The 21,810-nt window shown below is 62.6% G+C and carries 19 protein-coding genes and 2 pseudogenes; 8 read left to right on the top strand and 13 right to left on the bottom strand.

What is annotated here, in order from left to right:
* Positions 1-4: 4 nt before the first annotated feature.
* Positions 5-784 (bottom strand): hypothetical protein, encoded by a 780-nt coding sequence (locus tag P6U23_RS21940; RefSeq protein WP_407174675.1) that lies wholly within the window; start codon positions 782-784, stop codon positions 5-7.
* A gap of 388 nt (positions 785-1,172) precedes the next feature.
* Here P6U23_RS21940 and P6U23_RS21935 point away from each other — a divergent pair, with 388 nt between their 5' ends.
* From P6U23_RS21935 to P6U23_RS21925, 3 genes and pseudogenes are all read left to right on the top strand, one after another.
* The gene (locus tag P6U23_RS21935; protein WP_407174674.1) at positions 1,173-1,610 is read left to right on the top strand and encodes a nuclear transport factor 2 family protein; all 438 of its coding nucleotides are present in this window, start codon (positions 1,173-1,175) and stop codon (positions 1,608-1,610) included.
* Positions 1,611-1,745: 135 nt separating this feature from the next.
* Positions 1,746-1,946: pseudogene (locus tag P6U23_RS21930) on the top strand (SOS response-associated peptidase); the annotation flags it as partial.
* A gap of 352 nt (positions 1,947-2,298) precedes the next feature.
* Positions 2,299-4,571: pseudogene (locus P6U23_RS21925) on the top strand (ComEC/Rec2 family competence protein).
* A 56-nt stretch (positions 4,572-4,627) separates the two neighbouring features.
* Here P6U23_RS21925 and P6U23_RS21920 read toward each other — a convergent pair.
* The gene (locus tag P6U23_RS21920) at positions 4,628-4,837 is read right to left on the bottom strand and encodes a hypothetical protein (protein ID WP_407174673.1); all 210 of its coding nucleotides are present in this window, start codon (positions 4,835-4,837) and stop codon (positions 4,628-4,630) included.
* Between the two features lie 279 nt (positions 4,838-5,116).
* Here P6U23_RS21920 and P6U23_RS21915 point away from each other — a divergent pair, with 279 nt between their 5' ends.
* Complete coding sequence (locus tag P6U23_RS21915; RefSeq protein WP_407174672.1) at positions 5,117-5,614, top strand: GDSL-type esterase/lipase family protein; 498 nt, start codon at positions 5,117-5,119, stop codon at positions 5,612-5,614.
* Here the strand turns inward: P6U23_RS21915 and P6U23_RS21910 are convergent, their stop codons facing one another.
* The 8 genes from P6U23_RS21910 to P6U23_RS21875 all read right to left on the bottom strand — a co-directional run bounded on the left by P6U23_RS21910 (position 5,615) and on the right by P6U23_RS21875 (position 12,929).
* The gene (locus P6U23_RS21910; RefSeq protein WP_407181540.1) at positions 5,615-5,821 is read right to left on the bottom strand and encodes a hypothetical protein; all 207 of its coding nucleotides are present in this window, start codon (positions 5,819-5,821) and stop codon (positions 5,615-5,617) included. It abuts the gene before it with no gap.
* Between the two features lie 162 nt (positions 5,822-5,983).
* Complete coding sequence (locus tag P6U23_RS21905) at positions 5,984-6,406, bottom strand: hypothetical protein (RefSeq protein WP_407174671.1); 423 nt, start codon at positions 6,404-6,406, stop codon at positions 5,984-5,986.
* Positions 6,407-6,701: 295 nt separating this feature from the next.
* Complete coding sequence (gene lexA, locus P6U23_RS21900) at positions 6,702-7,394, bottom strand: transcriptional repressor LexA (protein ID WP_024506947.1); 693 nt, start codon at positions 7,392-7,394, stop codon at positions 6,702-6,704.
* 331 nt (positions 7,395-7,725) lie between these two features.
* Complete coding sequence (gene glp, locus P6U23_RS21895; protein ID WP_407174670.1) at positions 7,726-8,937, bottom strand: gephyrin-like molybdotransferase Glp; 1,212 nt, start codon at positions 8,935-8,937, stop codon at positions 7,726-7,728.
* A gap of 625 nt (positions 8,938-9,562) precedes the next feature.
* The gene (locus P6U23_RS21890; RefSeq protein WP_407174669.1) at positions 9,563-10,117 is read right to left on the bottom strand and encodes an HdeD family acid-resistance protein; all 555 of its coding nucleotides are present in this window, start codon (positions 10,115-10,117) and stop codon (positions 9,563-9,565) included.
* Positions 10,118-10,411: 294 nt separating this feature from the next.
* Positions 10,412-10,720 carry a hypothetical protein gene (locus P6U23_RS21885; RefSeq protein WP_407174668.1) on the bottom strand — a complete coding sequence of 103 codons (309 nt, stop codon included), beginning with the start codon at positions 10,718-10,720 and terminating at the stop codon, positions 10,412-10,414.
* 968 nt (positions 10,721-11,688) lie between these two features.
* On the bottom strand, positions 11,689-11,874 hold the full coding sequence (locus P6U23_RS21880; RefSeq protein WP_407174667.1) for a hypothetical protein: 186 nt from the start codon (positions 11,872-11,874) through the stop codon (positions 11,689-11,691).
* Positions 11,875-12,635: 761 nt separating this feature from the next.
* A complete protein-coding gene (locus P6U23_RS21875; RefSeq protein ID WP_407174666.1) occupies positions 12,636-12,929 on the bottom strand; it encodes a hypothetical protein in 294 nt (97 codons plus the stop codon).
* 163 nt (positions 12,930-13,092) lie between these two features.
* Here P6U23_RS21875 and P6U23_RS21870 point away from each other — a divergent pair, with 163 nt between their 5' ends.
* Positions 13,093-13,443 (top strand): DUF6665 family protein, encoded by a 351-nt coding sequence (locus P6U23_RS21870; protein WP_407174665.1) that lies wholly within the window; start codon positions 13,093-13,095, stop codon positions 13,441-13,443.
* A 322-nt stretch (positions 13,444-13,765) separates the two neighbouring features.
* Positions 13,766-14,242 carry a hypothetical protein gene (locus tag P6U23_RS21865; RefSeq protein WP_407174664.1) on the top strand — a complete coding sequence of 159 codons (477 nt, stop codon included), beginning with the start codon at positions 13,766-13,768 and terminating at the stop codon, positions 14,240-14,242.
* Between the two features lie 125 nt (positions 14,243-14,367).
* Here the strand turns inward: P6U23_RS21865 and P6U23_RS21860 are convergent, their stop codons facing one another.
* Positions 14,368-14,997 (bottom strand): HAD-IA family hydrolase, encoded by a 630-nt coding sequence (locus P6U23_RS21860; protein ID WP_407174663.1) that lies wholly within the window; start codon positions 14,995-14,997, stop codon positions 14,368-14,370.
* Between the two features lie 45 nt (positions 14,998-15,042).
* Positions 15,043-16,179, bottom strand: a complete 1,137-nt coding sequence (locus P6U23_RS21855; protein WP_407174662.1) for an alpha-hydroxy acid oxidase — start codon at positions 16,177-16,179, stop codon at positions 15,043-15,045.
* Positions 16,180-16,346: 167 nt separating this feature from the next.
* Between P6U23_RS21855 and P6U23_RS21850 the strand changes: the two genes are divergently transcribed.
* Entirely contained in the window at positions 16,347-17,510 is a 1,164-nt protein-coding gene (locus tag P6U23_RS21850) for an NADH:flavin oxidoreductase/NADH oxidase (protein WP_407174661.1), read from the top strand.
* A gap of 97 nt (positions 17,511-17,607) precedes the next feature.
* Entirely contained in the window at positions 17,608-18,939 is a 1,332-nt protein-coding gene (locus P6U23_RS21845) for a S41 family peptidase (RefSeq protein WP_407174660.1), read from the top strand.
* 54 nt (positions 18,940-18,993) lie between these two features.
* Here the strand turns inward: P6U23_RS21845 and P6U23_RS21840 are convergent, their stop codons facing one another.
* On the bottom strand, positions 18,994-21,678 hold the full coding sequence (locus P6U23_RS21840; protein ID WP_407174659.1) for an EAL domain-containing protein: 2,685 nt from the start codon (positions 21,676-21,678) through the stop codon (positions 18,994-18,996).
* Between the last annotated feature and the right edge of the window lie 132 nt (positions 21,679-21,810).

The raw sequence follows: 21,810 nt of genomic DNA, 5'->3' as shown, positions 1-21,810 counted from the left end.
CAATTCATTGGGTCACAGGCGGTACAACGAGAATTGCGGGCTTTTCCACGAACGGACGAACTGTACCAGCCCGCTTACCCCCGTGCTCGACGGCGGCGCCTTTCTTCGTCTTCTGGCCGGCGGCTGCGGGTCCAGCCGGGGCTGCCGGCGGCAGAACGAGGAGGACCAAATCTGCGAGGTACCCGTTATTGAAATCTTGCGCAGATACGAAAAGCTCATGATTGCCAAACAATCCAAGATCCCGCACTGCTAAACTTGGGGGAGGAGGATTTGTGGAGCCGTCGGCAGCAATGCCGCTCCAAAAGATATGTCTTGGGGGCAATTTGAGAACTGCCGGTGGCAGATTTTCATGTCCGTCAAGACCGTAGATTACATAGTGGTAGAGCGCTCTGATGTTTGTAAGCGTTGTTGGATCGGAGACAGGCGTGACCTGCCAGGTTTGAGTCCATCCGTCGCTTGCACCCACTGAAATCCCAGTTCCTGCAGTCGTCAGGCTACTAATCGCGCCGCCTGCAGTGCGGACCGCAGATCGGGAAAGAGGGGCGCTTATAGACGGCGTGATTGAGTTGGTCGTTTGAATGGAGCCGGTCTGAATGTCGACCTGAGTGGGAATGGCGTACGGCTCGTCGATGGTTCGACTGAGGTTCGCTAAGACCTGCCTGGTTTCGATGTCGGTTAGGGTCGATGCGACGTCCAGCGTATTATGCGCAAGTTGCGTGCCAGCACAGCCTCCGAGTCCCACGACGCCGACAAGCGCACTGAGCGCCGCAATCCTCGAAGCCATTTCCGACCGCCCCCATTCTCACGCGAAAACCTCGGTGAGCCCCCAAGCCCACGGCGCTTCATCTCACTACTCGCGCTGGGGTTGAGTCAATGTGGCATGCACAGAAAATTGCCTCTCGGCCGACAATTGCGGTGCTTCTTCGGGCCCTCTTCCGCGGCTGGGGGGGCGGTCGCATCTGCGTTTCCAGCTCCAGTTGATGCCGCCAGCAATCGCGGAGGCGACCACGCAAGAGCTCAACGAGTGGAGTTCTTGCGCCTGCGGCATCAGCGTACCTAGGTGGCATTTCTAATCAATGTACGATTGTGTGCTATGGTTCATCGCTGCTCCCGCGATGGGGCCAGCATCTTTTCAAAACAGCAAATTTATTCGAGGAGGACACACAATGCGAATGTCCTACGTTTTGTGCTTCTTGCTCGCAGCGTTTGCAGCGCCAGCGGCGGCTACCGATCTCAAGCAGGAGGTGGAAAAAATCGGCTCTGCAGTCGCGGAAAACTTCAACAAACAGGATGGAGCAGGGATCGCCGCGCTGTACGCGGCCGGTGGCGCTCTCGTTAACCCAGCAGGGCCGCACACGAACATCGCGGAGTTCTACCAAGGCCTATTCAAGGCTGGGTTTAATCACGAGGAAATAGCAGTGGATCAGGCTTGGCCCTTGGGAAGCGATACGGTCCTCGCGTTGGGCGAGTACCGCATCACCGGCAAGAACCAGAGTGGGCAGGCTGTTGAGCTTGCGGGCCGTTGGACCGCAGTATACCTCCGCGAGGGCGGGAAGTTGAAAATCCGGATGGTGTCGGCCATCCCGAACGCACCGCCGCCGAAAGACTAAGGCAATGGACGCGCCATAGCATTTGCAACCAAAAACGGAGAGGAAGCCGCCTTCCGTCGGCGGCTTCCTTTTTTGCAAAGGCCGATTGTGGAGCTTGCTCGGCCCTTCGCTTAACATTCTGCAATGCGTCTATGGTTCCTCACAACCGAGGCGAACCCCGTGGTGAAGCCGATCCATCCGAAAGCGATGCCGGTAATCCTGACGACGGATGAAGAACGCGATGTCTGGATGCGGGCGCCGTGGGATGAGGCGAAGGCGCTGCAACGGCCGCTGCCGGATGACGCGCTCAGGATCGTGATGCGGGGCGCTGACAAGGAAGATCGGGCGGCGGCTTAACCGAGGTGGGCGAGCATGAACGGAAATCGGTACTACGGGGTTCAAGTTGAGGGAGCAAAATACGGCGTGAGCTTTGGCTCCGCCCTTGCTATCGCGATATCCTACACCGCTAACCACTCGATACTTTGGGCGATCATCCATGGCATCTTGGGTTGGCTGTACGTGATCTACTACGCACTGTTTCGGTCGTAGCCGTGGCTGATTGGCAACGAGCCTTTGATGACCGATCCCGCTGCCCGGCTCCTCCTGGGCATAAGCCAAGAACTGCTCCCGGTTTCTCATTTTGTTCCGCTATCTCGGTACCGGCACCGTCAGGTAGCATGACCGCGTTATTGCGTGCAGCGGGCAGTGGATGGCGGAGCGGGGCGGCGGCAGAGTGCGAGGGATCGCGACGACCTGGCCGCCGCGCGGAGCGGCGCAGGCCGGCGGTTTCGCGCCGGCCGGTCTTGACCTCTGGACATCGTTCGTTGCGAAGTTCAGGAGCTGGGTCCGCGCGGAGGCGGGCGCCGGGCGGCTGTTGCCCTGGGTGCCCGTGGCCTTCGGCGCGGGGATCGCGGTCTACTTCAGCGCGGATCATGAGCCGCAGCTCGTGGTCGCCACGTTCACCGCGTTGGTGCTTTGCCTCGCGGCGTTCCTGTTGCGGCGCTGGAAATTCTTTCCTGCTCTCGTGCTGACCGCCGCCGCAGCCGCGGGGTTCGCCACGGCGACATTCAGAACTGCGCATGTCGCCCATATCGTGCTGTCCCGGCCGCTTTATTCGGTCGCTCTGTCCGGATTCGTCGAGACGCGCGACATTCGTGAGCGCACGGACCGCTTCGTGCTGCGCGTCGTCCACATGGAAGCCCAACGCGGCGATCTGAAGCTCGAGCGCGTTCGGCTGTCGGTGAAGAAAGGCACCGCGCCCGATGTCGGCAGCTTTGTCGAGTTGAAGGCGCGATTGATGCCGCCGCTCTCGCCCTTGAGGCCGGGGTCCTACGATTTCGCGCGCGACCTGTTTTTCCAGGGCATCGGTGCGTCGGGATTCGCGATGGGCGGCATCACCATCACCAAACCGCCCGAGAGTGGCGGGCTGTCCTTGCGCTACGCCGCACTCATGCAGGGCCTGCGCGATGCCATCGATGCGCGCATCCGCACGCGCCTTGAGGGTGATGAGCGCTCGATAGCGACCGCGCTTTTGACCGGGCGGCGCGATGCGATCTCCGAGCCGGTCAACGATGCGATGTTCATCTCCGGCCTCGGCCATGTGCTGTCGATCTCCGGCTATCACATGGCGGTCGTCGCCGGCGTGGTGTTCTTCGCCGTGCGCGCATTGCTGGCGCTGATACCCGGCCTTGCCGTCGGCTTTCCGATCAAGAAGTGGGCGGCGGCTGCCGCACTCGTCGCTGCGGCGTTTTATCTGCTGCTCTCGGGCGCGGAGGTGGCGACGCAAAGATCGTTCTTCATGACCGCGGTGGTGCTGATCGCGGTGATGGTCGACCGCCGCGCCATCACCTTCCGCACGCTCGCGGTTGCCGCCATGATCGTGCTGGCGATCGCGCCGGAGGCGCTGGTGCATCCGAGCTTCCAAATGTCCTTTGCCGCGACGCTGGCACTCGTGGCACTGGTGCAGGTTGGCATGCCCCGCCTGCTGGCCACGCCCGACAGTTCGACTGCTGCGCGCGTGGCACTGTGGGGCGGCCGCGAGCTCATGATGCTGATGCTGGCTTCGCTGGTGGCGGGACTGGCCACCACGCCCTACGCCGCCTTCCATTTCCATCGCGTCACGCCGTTCGGTGTGCTCGCCAATCTCGCGGCGATGCCGGTTGTCTCGGCGCTCGTGATGCCGGCCGGGCTGCTCGGGCTGCTCGCGATGCCATTCGGCCTCGACGGTTTTTTCTGGTGGCTGATGGGCGTTGGCATCGACTGGATGATCGTGGTTACGCAAGGGTGGCGCATCTGCCCGGCGCGATCGGCCGCATGGCGGCGTTCGGCGCAGCGCCGCTGGCCCTGGCTTCCATCGGTATCATCGTGATGGGACTGTTGCGCACGCCGCTGCGCTGGTCGGGCGCGCTTGTGCTTGCCTTAGCCGTGGTCTGGGCGCTCGCCGCGCCGCCGGCCGATGTGCTGATTTCCGGCGACGGGCGGAGCGTTGCGGTGCGCGGCCGCGACGGACACCTGCATCTGATGCAGACCGGCAAGGACGCATTCCTCGTGAAAGAATGGCTTGCCGCCGATGCCGATCCCAGAGCGGGCGGCGAAGCTTCGCTCGCGCAAGGAGTCTCATGCGATGAGGCCGGCTGCGTGGTGGCGATGGCCGACGGCGCCTTTGTCGCGCAGGCGCTGCGCGCGGACGCCTTGCTTGATGATTGCGATCGCGCCGCGCTTGTTGTGACGATCCATCAGGCGTCGAAGGATTGTGCGGCCGCCGTGATCGACCGCGATCGGCTGCGGCGACAAGGGGCGCTGGCATTGCGGCGCGACGGGAGCGGCTTTGACGTCGAGGCGGTGAGGCCGCGCGGCTTTGACCGGCCGTGGTCTCCGGCAGCAGCCTATGCCGAGACCGATACGGCCAATCTGTCGCGCCCGGCTGCGCAGCGCGGCAAGGACGCCACGCCCTCCGAATCCGATCTGCAGCCGGACGACTGACAAAATTTGCAAAGAACTCCGGCGCTGGGCCGGAGTTTTTCTCGTTCGCGGGGCCGTCAGTGACCGGCGGGAGCCGACCAGCCGCCCGAGTACACCCCGAGCCCGCTCGACGATGCGGCGGCGTTGTTGGAATTGCGGAATTGCTGGCTGGTCGTCGCAGCCGGCGGGGCCTTGCGGGTGCGATCGTGCTCAGCGGCGGAAGCGGCCTGAACGGTCGTTGCGGCAATCAGCAGGGCGCCGAGGGTAGTGAGAACGGCCTTGCGCATGGGGTATCTCCTCATTGCTGACGCTTAGTGAAGCGGGAGCGCTTCGGGTGTTGTTGCGTCGGCAGGTCACGTAGTGCGGGAGCATGAGTCCGGGAACCCGGGAAAACCGGAAAGGACTATTCGCCAGCAGTGAACAATCGGGTCTTGCTCCGCCGTCATCCTCACCTTGGCGGATCTGGAGGCCCCGCGGCGGTTTCAGGGCCGTGTGTGCTTGACGCTCGACATCTGGGATGCTGATGCACCGAGCTATTGCTGTAGAATCAAATTCAGGATCTGAAGATGAGCGTCATATCCAGACTGCTTCTTCCACTTGTCGCGTTGGCGGTTTTCTTTCAGCTTGGCGGAGCACATGCCGCGACTGTCGTCGCCCTCGGTGCGAGCAACACCGCCGGCAAGGGCGTCTCGCCTGACCAGGCGTACCCGGCACAGCTTGAGGCGATGCTTCGTGCGCGAGGCTTGGACGTCAACGTGATCAATGCGGGCATCAGCGGTGACACCACGGGCGGCATGATGGCTCGGCTGGAAAGCGCAGTTCCGAAAGGGACCAAGGTCGTGATTCTTCAGCCCGGCGGAAATGATCTGAGAAAGGGAGCGCCCAACTACACCATTGAGTTGCAACGTCGGCTCACGGCGATGGGGGTCAGGGTTGTCATGCTGCCAAACGGAATGTTCCGGGGCAAACCGCACCAGCCTGATGGCATGCATCTGACTCCGGAGGGCTACCACATGCTCGCGCAACAGCTCGTTGGTCCCGTCGCCAGTGCATTGCGGAAGTAGCTAAGCGATCTCTCCGCTCTGAGAGCCGGCCGCAGCCGGCTCTCGGCGCATATCATCTTGAGCGATATCGAAGGCGCCCAGGTGAAATTCTTCGGCGATGCCGTCGCCGCTGCCCGGCAGCCTGACCAGCGTAAACGCCGCGTTGGGAAATTGCTGCCAGATGCCGATATCTTCGGCCGTCACCGTGAGCCAGCCAAACGTAAACATATAGCGGCCAGGCTGCGCCACCCGCCCGGCCTTCTGCCACGTGATCTTGTTGACCACAGGTCAGCTCCAAGGACGCGTTTACAAACCACTCAAAAATCACGTTCGATACGCGCGCGGCACCGCCGGCAAAAACCGGCGGAACCATCGATTGCGCTAACTGTCTCAGTCGACCGGCAACCGCCGCGTCGCGGGCGTCGTCTCCGCGGTGTGCGCGGGCGTGCCGACAGGGTGCGTCACCGGCAACTGCAGCACTGTTACCCGCTGGCCCTCGCAGAGCAGGGTCACCAGCACGTGGCTGCCATCCGGAAATTCGATCGCATCATGATGACGATCGGGAATGTGCGTATCGATGGTGTTGAATTTTCCGACACGGAAGTTGACGGTCCGCGTCCAGATCCATCGATTGTCATAGCGAACGTTGTCGGCGAAGGCGAGCTCGGTGCCCGGCAGCATGCAGACCGCGACCGTCGGATCGCTCTCTGATGCAAAACCGCGGGTCGAGGTGCCGCGGAATGTCGTGGTGATCAGCGTTTCGCCAACCTGAGCGGGACGTGACGCCACGGCATGCAGGCTATAGTCACACATCGGATTGCTCCTCGCTTGAGATAGTCAACCCGCGCTCTTTCGAGGCGCAGGCCTCTATCAGAGTGGACGAGCCCTCCAGTCTCAGAGGGCTTGTGGGCGATTATGCGGCCCGCAATGGCGAAGTGCGATCACATCCGTTTGACTGTGTGCATTTCCTTTGAGCGTCAGCGCTCGACGTGTGCATCGCATCCATTGCTGGCGGGGCACAAACTCCAACTCTGCCGGAATCGGCATCCGGCAGTGCCAACGCAATCGCAGTCGCGCGCCTCACGTGCGTCAGGCGCGCGCAGACAGTTTAGTACTTTCGGTAGAGCCCGACCAGCTTGCCCTGAATCTTGACGCGGTTCGGCGGCAGGATGCGCACCTCGTAGGCGGTGTTCGCGGGTTCCAGCGCGATCGAGGCGCCGCGACGGCGGAAACGCTTCAGCGTCGCTTCCTCGTCGTCGATCAGCGCGACCACGATGTCGCCAGTATCGGCGGTCTCATTTCGCTGGATCAGCGCCATGTCGCCGTCGAGAATGCCGGCATCCACCATGGAGTCGCCGCGCACCTCCAGCGCATAATGCTCGCCGGAGCCGAGCATATCCGGCGGCACGCTGATCGTATGGCTGCGGGTCTGCAGCGCCTCGATCGGCGTGCCGGCCGCGATGCGGCCCATCACCGGAACGGCCACCGGACGCTCGCCATCATCGGCGGCCGCGCCGCGTCCCTTGCCGAGATTGCCTTCGATGACGCTGGGCGTGAAGCCGCGGCGGCCGGAGGTCGCCGGCGACAGTTCGGGCAGCTTGATCACCTCGATGGCGCGGGCGCGGTTCGGCAGGCGACGAATGAAGCCGCGCTCCTCAAGTGCGGTGATGAGGCGATGGATTCCCGACTTCGAGCGCAAATCGAGCGCATCCTTCATCTCGTCGAAGGAGGGCGGAACGCCAGCCTCTTTCAGCCGCTCGTTGATGAAACGCAGAAGTTCATACTGTTTGCGCGTAAGCATCGCGACCAATCCCCAGGTTGATGTCGTTCGATTCCGGGATGTCGGAGCCGTCGGCTCCCCCTAGATCGTCGAAACAAATCATGAACGGACACTATATGTTCGATAAGTGTTCCGCAACCACTTAATTTCCGGTGAACGCGATTAGTTTGCGTGAAAAGCGCGCGCGGAACCTTAGTCCGCTCGCGTGCGTGCTCGCAAGATGCGCGAACGGCACGATGCGCGAGCGGATGCCGCCGATCTCGCCCGAATCATGCCGGCCACATGCGCCGTCATTTGCGGATTTCGACACTTCGCATCGTCCCGGAACGATGGTGCAAGTCATCGAGCGCAGCTATTCCGGCAGCCGCAGGATCTCGCAAGGCGAGCCGGCCTTCGCCGCCGGCGCAAAGGGCGGGCGGATCACCAGTACCCGGGCGCGCGAGAGATAGTTGAGCAGCGAGGAGTCCTGCCGGGTGACCGGTGTTGCGATCGGGGCGCCCTCGGCGCGGTCATCGAGCGTTGCGCGCAAGTAATCCTCGCGCACGTCATTGGGCCCGATGTCGCGGCCGAGCAGGGCGGCCTCGCGGGCGTGATGGATGGTCTTGCGGCCGGAAAGCGCGCGGATTAGCGGCACCACGAACAGCAGGGTGCAGACATAAGACGAGACGGGATTGCCGGGGACGCCGACGACGCGCATGGCACCGAGCCGGCCGTGCATCATCGGTTTGCCGGGCCGCATGGCGATCTGCCAGAACGCGATGCTGACCCGCTCGGCTTCCAGCGCCTTCTTGACGAGATCGTGGTCGCCGACCGACGCGCCGCCGGTGGTGACCAGGATGTCGGCGCCCAGATCGCGGGCGCGGCGGATACCGGCGACGGTCGCCTCCATGGTGTCAGCGGCGACGCCGAGATCGACGACCTCGGCGCCCTCGCTGCGCATCAGCGCGCGCAGGGCGTAGCCATTGGAATAGACGATCTGGCCCGGACCCGGCTCGGTGCCCGGCATCACCAATTCGTCGCCGGTGGCGAGCAGGGCGACCTTGGGGCGGCCGCGCACCGGCAGTTCCGGATAATTCATGCTGGCGGCGAGCGAGAGATCGCGGTCGGTCAGACGGCTTCCCGCCTCGAGCAGGACGTCGCCTTGCCGAAAGTCGACGCCGGCGGGGCGGATATGCCGGCCGAGGATCGCGGCTTCCTTGATTGTGATGGCGCCGCCGTCGGCAACCGTGTCTTCCTGGATCACCACGGCATCGGCGCCTTCGGGGATGACGCCGCCGGTGAAAATGCGCGCGGCTTCGCCTTTGCCGAGAGCGCGGTCGAACGGCCGGCCCGCGGCGACCTCGCCGATCACCTTGAGCTTTGCGTTGACCTCGGCGGCATCGGCCGCGCGCACGGCATAGCCGTCCATCGCCGACATCGCTTGCGGCGGCTGCGTACGCAGCGCCACGACATCGCGCGCCAGCGTGCGGTGATAGGCGAGATCCAATGCGACGGATTCCTCCGGCAAGGGCTTGGCGCCATCGAGGATCGCGGCGAGTGCGTCGGCAACCGGCATCAGGGCCACGGGCAAAACTCCAGATTCTGCGATCGCATTTGGGATCGCGGGTCGCTTCTAGCCGAGAGCGCGCGGCGAGGCAAAGGCGGCGCCCGTTCGCTTGGCCTGCGCATGCAATTCGCTGGAGCGGTTGCACCTCGTGCATGAGCCCGCGCCCGGCGAAACAACAGCAGCGGTGCAGGATCTATGATGCGTCCACCCAGGGCGTAAGCTGATCGAAGAAGAGGCATAAGCTGAGCGCGCAAGAAAAGGCCCCGACGCCTTGCAGGTGTCAGGGCCTCCCGGACGCTTGAGCCGTGGGCTGGCACGGCACGCACCTCAAACGCGCAAACCGACCGGGCTGTTCCAAACCAGAGACAAACAATTCCCATGGGATCGGGTACTAATACCTGCGATTAACCGCGGGAACGCGATCGGTATGACTTTTCCGTATCATTCCGGTGTGGGGGTATGGAACATTGAACGCGTGCGGCGTCGTAGTGCAGTATTTCCGACGGCTGGGAATTTCAGTGCCCAGTGCAAGGCCAACGCCGCCTTAGCGAAGATATTCCGCTAAGGCGGCGTTGGCGCGATTGGGGAGTTGACGTCGGCGACTGTCTCGCAGGGCCGGCCAAGCCGTACTGAGATCGATCGCTCAAGCCGTGCGCAGGCTCAACGCGACCGCGATCCAAGCGGCGCCGTAGAAGATCAGATCGATGCCGAGGAAAAGGCCGATGGCCCAAAGACCCGAGATCGGCCACTGCGACACGACGAGCATGCCGAGCACGAAGGTGATGCCTCCATCAAGGGCCTGCCACTCCCAGCCGGCCGACCCCAGCACCAGCGCCGTCACGAATTGGAAGATGCCGCCGATCAGAAAGAACAGGCCCATGAACAGCGTCAATGTCTCGGCGCTCATGATAGGCTTGGTGATCAGCAGGAGGCCTGCGACGCCGAACAGGACGGCAGCGAACAGGTGATGGAAGAATCCGGCCCAGTGCCCCACCATGAAGGATTGCACGATCTCCAGTGCGGAGGCGATGATCAGCAGCCATCCAAAAAACAGCATGGTCACGATCGTCGCCCTGAACGATCGGGCGATCGCGGCGAGGCCGAGCACGACGAGCCCGATGCCGAAAGCCAAGAACCAGCCCCAGTATTGGACTATTTCCTGAGGCACCTCGATCTGGAAACCCTGAGCATCGCTCATCTCGTCGCTCCCCTATCTCGTTGCTCCCTTCAAAGTGATGACCGGCGCGCAGAGCTTTTCGATGTCTGCCGCGAACCGGCCTTCGATGGACGCGCGCTTGTTTTTCGTCGGGGTCAACAGGCCGCCATCGATCGTCCAAGTATCGTCCAAGTAGAGCATGATACCGCGATGGTGGTGCGCTGGCACCATCATCTCCGTGAATGGCGGATCGGCAAGAGTGGCGCTCTCGGGATCATTTGGCGCGATCTTCTGAAGAAAATCTCGGAACGGCCCATGCTCGTCCCGAGCGCGAGATTATTCGGTCGAAATGAGTCCCGCGGTGGTCGCGACGATCCAACGATTGCCCCATCGCACGATCGTATCGATCCGGCCTACCCCTGGCACGGTATCTCCCGTTCGCACGGTCCAGACGCGGTCGGGGCCGGCCAGCACCGCGTTGTCGCCATGGACTTCACGGACGCTCCACCCGGCGATGGTGGTCGGTTTCGACTCGGGGAACGGCACAAGCCGCCGTGGCGGATCGCTCGAGCCCGGCAACGCTCGAACCGGCGATGTTCGCTCCCTCGTGCTCTGGGAAATCGAGCCCTGCGGTTCGGCGCGCATCTGAACGGTGCCCGAAGGGCTTGCGCGCGCGCTTGCGACTGATGCTGGCGGCTTTGATTTGTCTGACTCAGGAGGCGCTGGTGGAGGGGCGGTTGCCGCGGTTGCAATGCGATGGTGATGATGCCGGACATTTTCTTGTTCGGAGCCGGGCCGCCGAGGTGACGCGTCCGCTTCCTGGTCAAGCGAGGCCAAGCTCGCATCTTTCTGGTCCGGCGAGCTCAGGCTCGCATCGGGGTTCGAATTGAGCATAGATGCGCATGCCCAGCCGAGGCCAAAGGCAAAGACGAGGGCGCTTCCGATCAAGGACGGGCGGAGGGTCACCCAATTCCACCGGGTCGTCATCCGGTTGTGGAGCCCGCTCAGGATCTCCTTGAATCTTGCGATCTGTCTGAAACCAAACCCCCGGACCTGGGCCAGATCAATTGCTGGTTCGTCCGGGCCTGACGGGATTGAATCGGCGGCAGCGATGCGGTCGCCGGCAAGGACATGGATCTGAGACTGACCGTCTCCTGCTTCCTGATGAGGCGTCTGCTCAGCAGGGTCCGTTGGTGTCGCGAATGGGAAATCCCGCGGCTCCGCACGCATGGTGGAAACCTCCTAAACGACCGGTAAATCATTGGGCTTGTAGGTAAATGAAGCCTTACCTGACTGGTGGCGGACTACCTCAGGTAACAAAGAAAAGCGTGGCGTCCATGCGCCGGGTCACCCTATCAGCCTCTCCAGGGCAAGGAGGGAGACAAAGACAAGCACGACCACTCCAGTGAAGGTGAGGGCAAGGTAAACGTGATGCATGATGTCCAACATCTCCCATCACTTGGCCATTCAGGTTGGGTTTCGCAGCTCCGACAGCTCGTCTCACGCCCTTTTTCAAACGGCAGGGGCGACAAGATGGATCGCGGCTGGAGGGAAGTGGCGCCGTCCCAACCGTTACCCCGTGAGCGTAGAACGTTCTTCAGGCTCGTGTGAGATCACACGCCGCGTTTGGGGGCATCGTGGTGAGGAGCATTGAAGCGGGAACGCTGAGCATCCGCTTCAAGCTCGAGGACGATGTCGTGCAGCAGGCGCGCGGCGAGCGGATCGGTCACCTCGCGCTCTAAAGCCCGATAGCGGTCAATACGGACTTGCTGCTCTCTCAAGAAACCCGGATCAGTCATTCCGCGGCCCTCCGCTCATTCGACTCGGAGAGGTGCCCTCGGTTTCCCGAAAGTTTGCAGATTATTTTTCATGGTTTCTAATTGATGAATGGCGCCGGAGCGCCCTCACAATCCTAACTTACAATCCTAATGAGTGCCGGACTTGGCTCAGTATCGAAAGTGCGGCATCAGTGTAGCGCCCGTCGTAAAAATACTTGTCGATCAGTGACGCGAGCACCAGTGCTACCAGGGCATTGCTGATGCCGCGTATCATGGCCGGCGCGAACGGGCGAACTCGAAAGGTACTTTCGATCCGACGCTCTCGAGTTGTTGGTCGCTGGTTAGACGCCAGGCTGCCGCACCAAAATAGCCCGTCAGCGCCAAGCTCGTTGCGATCAAAAGTCCAAAGGAAAGTCGAACCACCATAACGAACTCCTAAGATATTTGACGCAGGGAATCATCTTGAGCTGATTCGAAAAACGCAGCAGTGCTGACCTATGGGCAAGTTGTTGTTGATCAGCATGGCACTGACTTCAAACGGAGTCGCGCGGCCACACGAATGCGGCTTAAGTACCGCCTTCATCTGCGCAGCTCAGCGCATGATCACCTCCAAGGCGCGGAGCTATGTGGACGCAGCATCAATGCGCGGCAGGTGCAGACGTGCGAGCGCCGCGGCGGCGTCCAGCAGTCGTCTCATCGCGCGCCGTCGAGGAACGCCAGGCCGCCAGGCCCGCATCGTATTGACAACTCACACCCCGCTGTGGGCCGTGCTGATCTTCCCGTTACCTGCGAACGCCCGGATTCGTGTTGCTCCAGGTGGGGACTGAGTTGGTCACGCCGACCGACGGCCAATTGTACGATCCGACCGACGGAGCGGTGACGGTTCCGACAGAATTTCCTGATGTCCCATAGGTTCGGGGTTGCGTCGCCGATATTCCAGACATCCCATAGGTTTCGGCTTGCGCTATCGGAATATGGCGCCTGACTTGCCTGTGCTTCTTCGCTTCCGCAGCAAAGGGTGCTGCCGCCAGCCCTACGGTCACGAGCGCCGCAATCGCCAGTTTCATGGTCATCATGGTTGGTCCTTTCTCCGCCTTTAGATAGAGGACAACGCCCAATCTGCACGGCCAAGCACTCTAAAATCTTTTTGAGGCTGTCTGTGATTGCGCAGGTCCTGCAGGTACTTTCCCGCAGGGCGCATCGTTGCGCATGCGACCGACGTGGCGCTATACACAACGGATGTCTCGCGATTTTCGCCTTCATCGCGCTCCCGTCGGCATTCTCGACTATGAGCTCGCCGAGGAGAGGGCCACAGCGCTTGGACGGATGGGGCGCGCGCTGGAACGAGCCCTCGCCAGGCTGCGGGAGTTCGATGCCGCCCATCCGCGCTCGGACGCAACGGCGTCAGCGCAGCAGGCGCGACGCGCCCTGGTGAGAGAGGCCGGCCACGCACTCTGGATGTTTGTGGTGCAGCGAGAAGCGTGTGGGCTGCGCGACAGCCGCACGATCATGCGCGACTATAACGTGCCGGGCGAGGTGCAGCAGTGCATGGGGGCGGCCCCCGCCACATCGACGCGTCCCGCAACATGAGCCACTGAGCTTCACGCCCGCGACACTGGACTAGGTGCTGTTCGGCCTGGCGCCGGCAGCGATGATTGGGTTGCCCCAAACCGACACGACATGGAACGGATTGCCTCCGCCGTCTCTACCGGACGAAGAGCGGGGCAATTGCAACCATGATCAGCCCTTCACGCATGAGCGTCGCGCCGGCGAACGGTGAATACAATCAGGAATTGTGGTGTATTATGATACCCGAATCGCGAACGCATGATTAGAGAGGGCTAGGAAGTGCTGGACACCTCGGAAAATGGATGCGCAGTTCTGATTTCGTTTTTCGAAGGATTTCCTGATCATGTTTTCAATGGCGCGCCGCAGTCAAATGATGCGGCTCATTTACATTGGGGCACTTGTTCTTTTCATCTCTTGTCTGTTCTCGCCGGCAGTTTCGATAAGCAAAGATGCCTTCAAGAATATTGATTGTGTAAATCCGGATGAAGTGCCGGGATGGTTCTTTCTCGTCATGGGATCGTTGGGGATACTCATCGGGCAGTTTGGGTGGTTCGCTAACCCGCTGATGCTTATCGCCGCGTTGCCGCTGGGCAGATCCCTCAAATCGGCATTTGCAATACTGGCTGCGGTGCTCGCTCCTACATCGGTGACGTTGACCTATTTACCCAATGACGTCGCCGGCAACGCGGTCTGCGGCTTTGGGTCAGGATTCTACCTCTGGCTGATCTGTCCGGTTCTCTTACTGCTCGCGGCCTTGCTGGGACCGGTAGGTCGGAACGACAGAATGCAGCGGAAACGGTCCCACAAAGCCGTCTCCTAAAAAGGCGGGTAGGAGGCTCGCACTGCCTGACCGTCATTCCGGGGCGGTGCGAAGCACCGAACCGGAATCTTAAAGATTAGTTCGCCTCTTCGAGGGGCCCCGGAATGACCGAACAGAGGGCCGCCTCAGATCCCCAGTGCGGCAAGCGCCTCGGCGATATCGGCAGTTGATTTCACATGCACCGCATGGATCCCCACGGCCCGCGCGCCTTCGATGTTCTCGGCGAGATCGTCGAAGAACACGATGCGTGAGGCGGGCACGCCGATTGCGTTGATCACGTGACGGTAGGCGGCGGCATCCGGCTTGCGCAGGCCGATGCTGGACGAGAAAAACACCTCGCGGAAATGCGCCAGCACGTCGGCATAGACGCTCGGAAAATGCGCGACATGCGCCGCATTGGTGTTGGAGAACGCATAGAGCGGCAGATGCTTGGCGGCGCGCGCGAGCAGCGCGTCGATATCAGGCATTTCGCCGGCGAAGATAGCGTTCCAGCCTTCCAGAAACTGATCGTCGGAAAGAGGAATGCCGAGCGAGGTGCGCAGGCTCTCGAAATAGGCCGCATCACTGATCTTTCCGACCTCGTGATGGCGGTAGGCGTCGTCGCGCACGAAGCGCGCGGCGATGTCGGCCGGCGTGCAGCCGGCGTGGCCGGCCCAGCAGGCCAGCGCCTTCTCGAAATCGATGTCGATCACGACGCGGCCGAGATCGAACAGGAGCGCGTCGGCCGCGCCGGGCGAGAGGAGGGCGGAGGTCATGATGTCGTCTGAGGATACCAGTTGAGAATGCTCCGCCCCTATAGCTCAGTAGCGATACGGTTCGATGTCGACCAAAGGGAATGCGCTGAACACGCTCGGCGCGTTGGTGGCGGTCGAGGGGTGGAGATAGGATTTGTTGAGGTCGGCGAAAGAGGTGACGCCGAGCAGCCCGAGGGTGCGGATGACTTCGTCTTCCAAGAGTTCCAGCATGCGCAGCACGCCGCTCTCGCCAGCCGCGGCCAGCGCCCAGCATTGCAGGCGGCCAATCCCGACAATGTCGGCGCCCAGCGCGACCGCCTTCACCACGTCGGAGCCGCGGCAGAAGCCGCCGTCGATCATGATCTTGGCCCGGCCTTTCACGGCATCGACGATCTCGGGCAGCACATGCATGGCGCCGCGGCCATGATCAAGCTGTCGTCCACCATGATTGGAAACGTAGATCCAGTCGACGCCGTGATCGAGCGCGATGGCGGTGTCCTCCGCGGTGGCGATGCCCTTGATGATGAGCGGGATCTTGTACTTGTCTTTGATGAGCTTGACCGTGCGCCAGCTCAGCGACTTCTGGTAATCGCCACCGGTCGCGCGCAGCCGGCTTTCGCGGACGTAGCGCTTGGCGATGTCGCGTTCGCGCCGGCTGTAATGGGCGGTGTCGACGGTCAGGCAGAACGCGGTGTAACCGTTCGCAACCGCCCGGCTCACGCAGTCGTCGACGAAGGCATCATCGCCGCGCACATAGAGTTGATAGATGCGCAGCGCGTCGGGCGCGGCTTCGGCGACCTTCTCGAGCCCAGGCTCGGAAACCGAACTCAGCATATGGGCGGCGCCGAATTTGCCGACCGCGCGCGTGACCGCGGCGGCCGCCGCGACCGGCTCGAAAATCTCCAGCGCACCGACCGGTGCCATCATGACCGGCAGGCGCAACTTGCGGCCAAATCGTTCGACGGACGGATCTACCTTGGAAACATCGCGCAGCACGCGCGGCCGGAACGCGATCTCGTCCAGCGCCATGCGGTTACGGCGCATCGTGGTTTCTGTCTCCGCGGCCCCGACGATGTAATCCCAGGCGTTCTGGTTGAGGTTGGCGCGCGCCTTGCGCACGAACTCATGCAGGTTCTGGAAGGGTTCGTTGCTCGCGCCAAGCTCGACGTTCCGGTTTGGCCGGATCGGGGTCGCGTCGTTCATGAAAGTCCTCCCGGGAATGTGATGCTTGTTTGGACCTTTCGGGTATCGCTTCCGAGGGCTTCATGCCATCCCAAAATTGCATGGCTTGCTCGCAAAGCCGGGCATAGGCTGCGCATGCAGACGCGAATGAGAGTTTAGGGTTTGAGGAAACCAGCAAGGACATCACCATGACCGGGCCGCTCCTGTTTACGCCGCTGTCGCTCCGCGACGTGAGCTTGCGCAACCGGGTGGTGGTGCCGCCGATGCATCAATATTCCGCGGTGAAGGGGTTTCCGACCGACTGGCACCTGATGAACGCCGGCAAGTTCGCCGCCGGCGGCGCCGGCCTGGTGATCGTGGAATCGACCAAGGTCGAGCGGCGCGGCTGCGGCACTGTCGGCGACCTCGGCATCTGGGATGATGCGTTCATCGAGCCGCTGCGGCGGCTGGTGAAATTCATCAAGCAACAGAACGCAGTGCCCGGGATCCAGCTCGGCCACTCCGGCCGCAAGGCGCGCGCTTACCGCCCCTGGGAAGGCGGGGGGCCGTTACAGCGTACACCGGAGATCGAGGATTGGGAGGCATGGACGCCGGTCGCGCCCAGCGCGATTGCCCATAGCGAGAAATGGCCGGTGCCCAGGGCGCTGGAGCGAGACGAGGTGAAGGACCTCGTGCAGGCCTGGGGCGAGGCGGCGCGCCGCGCACAGGAGGCCGGGTTCGAGGTGCTGGAACTGCATGGCGCCCACGGCTACCTGGTCCATGAATTTCTGTCCGAGCGTTCCAACCAGCGCGGCGACGAATATGGCGGATCGGAAGCGAATCGGATGCGCTTCCTCATTGAGGTAACGGAATCCGTCCGTGCGCATTGGCCTGACAGCAAGCCGTTGTTCGTGCGGCTGTCGGTGGAGGACCACGCCGGTTGGGGTCCGGAGCAGAGCGTCCGGCTCGCCAGGATTCTCAAGACCAAGGGAGTCGATGTGATCGACTGCTCCTCGGGCGGAATCACGGATCTTGCGCCGATTTTGGGAAGCGAAATCAGATACAACTATCAGGTGCCGCTGGCGGACCATGTCCGGCGCCAGGCGGGTATCATGACCATGGCGGTCGGCCTCATCATCCATGGTGATCAGGCCGAGCAAATCCTACAAAACGGACAAGCGGATTTGATCGCCATTGGCCGCGAAATCCTGAATAATCCGAATTGGCCAATGGACGCTGCCTTGAAATTAGGCTCGGAGGGCGCGTTCCGAAATGTACCGCCGCAGTTTGGCTATTGGCTCTCGACCCGCGCCAAGCGCGGTTTTGGAACGAAACCGTCGACCTGGCAGGTCGGATTGGCCAGTCGGCCTTGAAGAAACCAGAAAGGTATTGTGAGCTTGGCGCCTCAATCATACCTGACCGGGTCAGGCGGGCGCGAAATCACCAACAGCGCGGAAGGCAGCGGCAGCGATGCGGAAGAATTGGCTCTTTGTAATGGGTTCCCTGACAGGTGTTGGCCTGACCCTTCTGGTGACCGGGCCGCAAAGCTCGCACCTGATCGCCAGAGCCACCGCCGCGGGCGCTGACACCTATTCGCAGCTCAACCTGTTCGGCGAGGTCTTCGAGCGCGTTAAGGCCGACTATGTCGAGAAGCCCGACGACTCCAAGCTGATCGAGGGCGCGATCAACGGCATGGTCACCTCGCTTGATCCGCATTCGCGCTACATGAACGACAAGGCCTGGCGCGAAATGCAGGAGACCACGTCGGGTGAGTTCGGCGGCCTCGGCATCGAGGTCACCATGGAGGATGGTCTGGTCAAGGTGGTTGCGCCGATCGACGATACTCCGGCCGCGAAGGCGGGCATCATGTCCGGCGATCTGATCACACAGATCGACGGTGAGGCGGTGCAGGGCCTGACCCTCGAGCAGGCCGTCAACAAGATGAAGGGCGCGGCCGACACCAAGACCAAGCTGACCATTGTCCGTAAAGGCAAGGATCAGCCGTTCGACGTGTCGATCACGCGTGAGATCATTCGGGTGAAGCCGGTGCGCTATCACACCGAGGGTGGTGACATCGGCTACATCCGCATCACCTCCTTCAACGAGCAGACCACCGACGGCCTGCACAAGGCGATCTCCGACATCGAAAAGCAGATCCCGCAGGAGAAGCTCGCCGGCTTTGTGGTGGACCTGCGGAACAATCCGGGCGGCCTGCTCGATCAGGCGGTCTCGGTCTCGGGCTCGTTCCTGCCGCGAGGCGAGGTGGTTTCGACCCGTGGCCGTAACCCGGAAGAGACCCAGCGCTTCACCGCGCGCGGCGGCGATCTCACCAAGGGCAAGCCGATGGTGGTGTTGATCAACGGCGGCTCGGCTTCGGCGTCGGAAATCGTCGCCGGCGCGCTGCACGACCACAAGCGCGCGACCCTGGTCGGTACGCGTTCCTTCGGCAAGGGCTCGGTGCAGACCATCATTCCGCTCGGCGCCGGCAATGGCGCGCTGGCGCTGACGACTGCGCGTTACTTCACGCCGTCGGGCCATTCGATCCAGGCCCAGGGTATCACGCCCGACATCGAGATTCTGCAGGACGTGCCGGATGATCTGAAGGGCCGCGCGGATACCAAGGGCGAAGCTTCGATGCGCGGGCATCTGTCGGCTGAGGGCAAGGAGCAGACCGGCTCGCAGTCCTACGTGCCGCCGGATGAGAAGGACGACAAGGCGCTGCATGCCGCCTACAACATATTGCGCGGCACCACCGTCAATGCCGGCGTGCCGCTGGCGCCAAAGCAGACGGTGCCGAACTGATCGCCCAGGCGCGAACGGGATGTGCGAGAGCAGGGCGGCCTTGGGCCGTCCTTGCTATGCGACGGCGGCGCTCTCGCCGTGCGATGCGAATAGCTTCGCGATCTCACCCGCCGATCTGGCCGCGCTGAACAGATAGCCCTGCATTTCCGAACAGCCGAGCGAGCGGAGCAAGTGCTTCTGCGACTCGGTCTCGACGCCCTCGGCCGTCGTGGTCATCTGGCGGGCATTTGCGAGGTGGACCACGGCCTGCACGATGGACGACGATCCCTCCGGCTCGGCGACGTGCTCGACAAAGCTGCGGTCGATCTTGATCTTGTCGAACGGGAAACGCTGCAGGTAGCTCAGCGACGAATAGCCGGTGCCGAAGTCGTCCAGCGCGATCCGCACGCCGATGGCGCGGAGCTGATGCAGGATCGCAAGCGCGGTCGCATCATCGCGGATCAAGACCGCTTCGGTGATCTCCAGCTCGAGCCTGTCCGCCGGCAGGCCGGATGCGGCAAGGGCCGTCATGACCTTCAGCGCGAGCGTGCCGCTCTTGAACTGGACCGGCGAGACATTCACCGCGAGGCGGATCGTGTCCGGCCAGCGCGCCGCGTCCGCGCAGGCCGTCATCAACACCCATTCGCCAAGCTCGTTGATCAGCCCGGTGTCCTCGGCAATGGGAATGAACTCGGCGGGCGAGATCATCCCGCGTTCGGCATGGCGCCAGCGCACCAGCGCCTCGCACCCTGTGATGCGGTCGTCCTTGAGACTGACGCAGGGCTGGTAATGAACCTCGAGCGCGCCGGCCGCAATCGCCTCGCGCAGGTCGATCTCCATTGCACGGCGGGCCTTGACGTACGCCTCCATCTCCGGATCGAAGAAGCGATAGGTCCGGCGTCCCGCTGTCTTGGCGGCGTACATCGCCAGATCCGCATTGCGCAGGATCTGGTCGAGGTCGACGCCATGGTCTGGCGCCAGCGCGACGCCGATACTTGCATCGCTCGTCACGCGATGGCCAAGGCACTCGAACGGGGTCCTGATCGCGTCGAAGATCCGCGTCACGAGATTGAGGATATCGTCGGCGGTTGCGATGCCGAGCTGCACGATTGCGAACTCGTCTCCGCCCAGCCGGGCGACGAAGTCGGTCTCGCTGATGCAGCGACTCAAACTGCCGGCGACCGATTTGAGCAATTCGTCGCCGACCATGTGACCAAGCGCGTCGTTGACGCTCTTGAACTCGTCGATATCGATGTACAGCACCGCAAGCTGTCGCCCGCCGCCGAGCTGCGCCAGTTCCTGCCTCAGCCGGTCATGGAACAGGGCGCGGTTGGGAAGGTTGGTCAGCATATCGTAATGGGCCAGGTGGGCGATGCGCTGCTCGGCGCGGCGGCGCTCGGTGATGTCCTCGTGGGTGGCGACCCAGCCGCCGTCGGCAAGCGGCTCATTGACGATCTGCACGGCGCGCCCGTCGGAGGTCTCGATCACGCTGACCGCTCGCCGATCGATGTCGCGGAGCACCGAGGCGATGTATTGCTCCTCGTCGCCGATCAGCGATCCCGTCGCCTTGCGATGCCGGATGATGTCGCGAAAGCTGCATCCGGGCCGCACGACATCGGCGGACAGGCCATACATCTCGATGTAGCGCTGGTTGCAGACCACCAGCCGCTCCGACGCATCGAACAGTAGAAGCCCCTGCGTCATGTTGTTGACGGCCCGGTCGAGGCGCTGTTTTTCCAATCTCAGCCGCTGCTCGGAGGCTCGGTATTGCTGGGTTAGTTTGCGGATAACCAGGAACAGGGTCGCAATGGCAAGAACCGAGGCGCCGGCCACCGCGATGAGGATGCCGACCTGCTCGCGCCAGACGGCGAGAGCTGCCGCCTTGGTCGTGGTGGCGACGATGACGATCGGGAAATTCGTGAGCGCGCGCGAGGCGACCAGCCGCACCTGGCCGTCGATCGGGCTGACCAAGCGAGCGGTGTGGTGAGGCAGCTCGAACACGCTCTGTTGTTCCGCGGGGCCCTGCTTGAAATTCCGTCCGATCATCGCTTCGACGTGAGGATAGCGCGCCAGCAGCGTGCCATCGCGGTGGTGCATGGAGATTGCTGCATCCGGCCCGAGGGCGACCGATGCCAAAAACGTCTCGAAATTGGCGGGCTCTATGCCGCGGCCGATGACCCCGAGGAATTCTCCGCTCGGTCCCGTCAGTTTGCGGACAATCACGGCCGTCCACACGCCAGTCACCCGACTGTGGACCGGTTGGACCATGATGTCGGGCGAATGGGGGTCATATTTGAAAGTCTGGAAGTAGGGGCGATCCGCGACCGTAACGTCCGGGACCGGCCAGGCCGCCGAGGAGTTGATCAGCCTGCCATCGTTGTCGAAAAGATTCACCCCGCCAACGTAGGACAGTGCGCCCAGCTTGGCGCTCAGCATGAGATGAATGTCATTGCCTGACATCCGGCGCTTGAACTGTTCGCCGGTCTCGATTCCCTCGGCCCTGACGAAGGCGGAAAGGTCGCGCTGGACAGCTCCGAAGTCCTGGAGTTGCTGATCGAAATGTCGCGCCAGCAAAAGAACGGTGTTTTCCAATTCCCGTTCGCTGCCGCGCAGCGCCCGCTCGCGGGAGTTGCTCGCAACGACCGTGGCGCCGATCGTGATCGAGCCGATCAGCAACAGGCCGCCGACCACAAGCCAGCGGATCGGACCGCCGCGCGCGCGGACGTAGCTGTCGATCGGGGCGGCTTCATTTCCGGTCATTGGCCTGATCGTCGCCGCGGCCGATGGTGGCCTCAATCTAAGGTCGCGGCTTCCCGTAGCTCTACGCCACCGATATGGAGGCGCCGTTAGCAATCGGGGTTAATTCGCGGTAAAGATCGCCGCCACGACCTT

This window comes from Bradyrhizobium sp. STM 3562 (genome assembly GCF_045571435.1).
In the GTDB taxonomy this organism is placed as follows: domain Bacteria; phylum Pseudomonadota; class Alphaproteobacteria; order Rhizobiales; family Xanthobacteraceae; genus Bradyrhizobium.
The sequence above is the reverse complement of the archived record's forward strand: the minus strand, read 5'-3'. Positions and strand labels throughout refer to the sequence as shown.

Coding starts and splice junctions, on each gene's coding strand:
- P6U23_RS21855 (WP_407174662.1), bottom strand. CDS start 16,179: ATGAACGACGCGACCCCGATCCGGCCAAACCGGAACGTCGAGCTTGGC.
- P6U23_RS21870 (WP_407174665.1), top strand. CDS start 13,093: ATGTCTCGCGATTTTCGCCTTCATCGCGCTCCCGTCGGCATTCTCGAC.
- P6U23_RS21915 (WP_407174672.1), top strand. CDS start 5,117: ATGAGCGTCATATCCAGACTGCTTCTTCCACTTGTCGCGTTGGCGGTT.
- P6U23_RS21910 (WP_407181540.1), bottom strand. CDS start 5,821: ATGTTTACGTTTGGCTGGCTCACGGTGACGGCCGAAGATATCGGCATC.
- P6U23_RS21880 (WP_407174667.1), bottom strand. CDS start 11,874: ATGACTGATCCGGGTTTCTTGAGAGAGCAGCAAGTCCGTATTGACCGC.
- P6U23_RS21920 (WP_407174673.1), bottom strand. CDS start 4,837: ATGCGCAAGGCCGTTCTCACTACCCTCGGCGCCCTGCTGATTGCCGCA.
- P6U23_RS21890 (WP_407174669.1), bottom strand. CDS start 10,117: ATGAGCGATGCTCAGGGTTTCCAGATCGAGGTGCCTCAGGAAATAGTC.
- P6U23_RS21875 (WP_407174666.1), bottom strand. CDS start 12,929: ATGATGACCATGAAACTGGCGATTGCGGCGCTCGTGACCGTAGGGCTG.
- P6U23_RS21860 (WP_407174663.1), bottom strand. CDS start 14,997: ATGACCTCCGCCCTCCTCTCGCCCGGCGCGGCCGACGCGCTCCTGTTC.
- P6U23_RS21840 (WP_407174659.1), bottom strand. CDS start 21,678: ATGACCGGAAATGAAGCCGCCCCGATCGACAGCTACGTCCGCGCGCGC.
- P6U23_RS21935 (WP_407174674.1), top strand. CDS start 1,173: ATGTCCTACGTTTTGTGCTTCTTGCTCGCAGCGTTTGCAGCGCCAGCG.
- P6U23_RS21865 (WP_407174664.1), top strand. CDS start 13,766: ATGTTTTCAATGGCGCGCCGCAGTCAAATGATGCGGCTCATTTACATT.
- lexA (WP_024506947.1), bottom strand. CDS start 7,394: ATGCTTACGCGCAAACAGTATGAACTTCTGCGTTTCATCAACGAGCGG.
- P6U23_RS21940 (WP_407174675.1), bottom strand. CDS start 784: ATGGCTTCGAGGATTGCGGCGCTCAGTGCGCTTGTCGGCGTCGTGGGA.
- P6U23_RS21845 (WP_407174660.1), top strand. CDS start 17,608: ATGCGGAAGAATTGGCTCTTTGTAATGGGTTCCCTGACAGGTGTTGGC.
- P6U23_RS21905 (WP_407174671.1), bottom strand. CDS start 6,406: ATGTGTGACTATAGCCTGCATGCCGTGGCGTCACGTCCCGCTCAGGTT.
- P6U23_RS21885 (WP_407174668.1), bottom strand. CDS start 10,720: ATGCGCGCCGAACCGCAGGGCTCGATTTCCCAGAGCACGAGGGAGCGA.
- P6U23_RS21850 (WP_407174661.1), top strand. CDS start 16,347: ATGACCGGGCCGCTCCTGTTTACGCCGCTGTCGCTCCGCGACGTGAGC.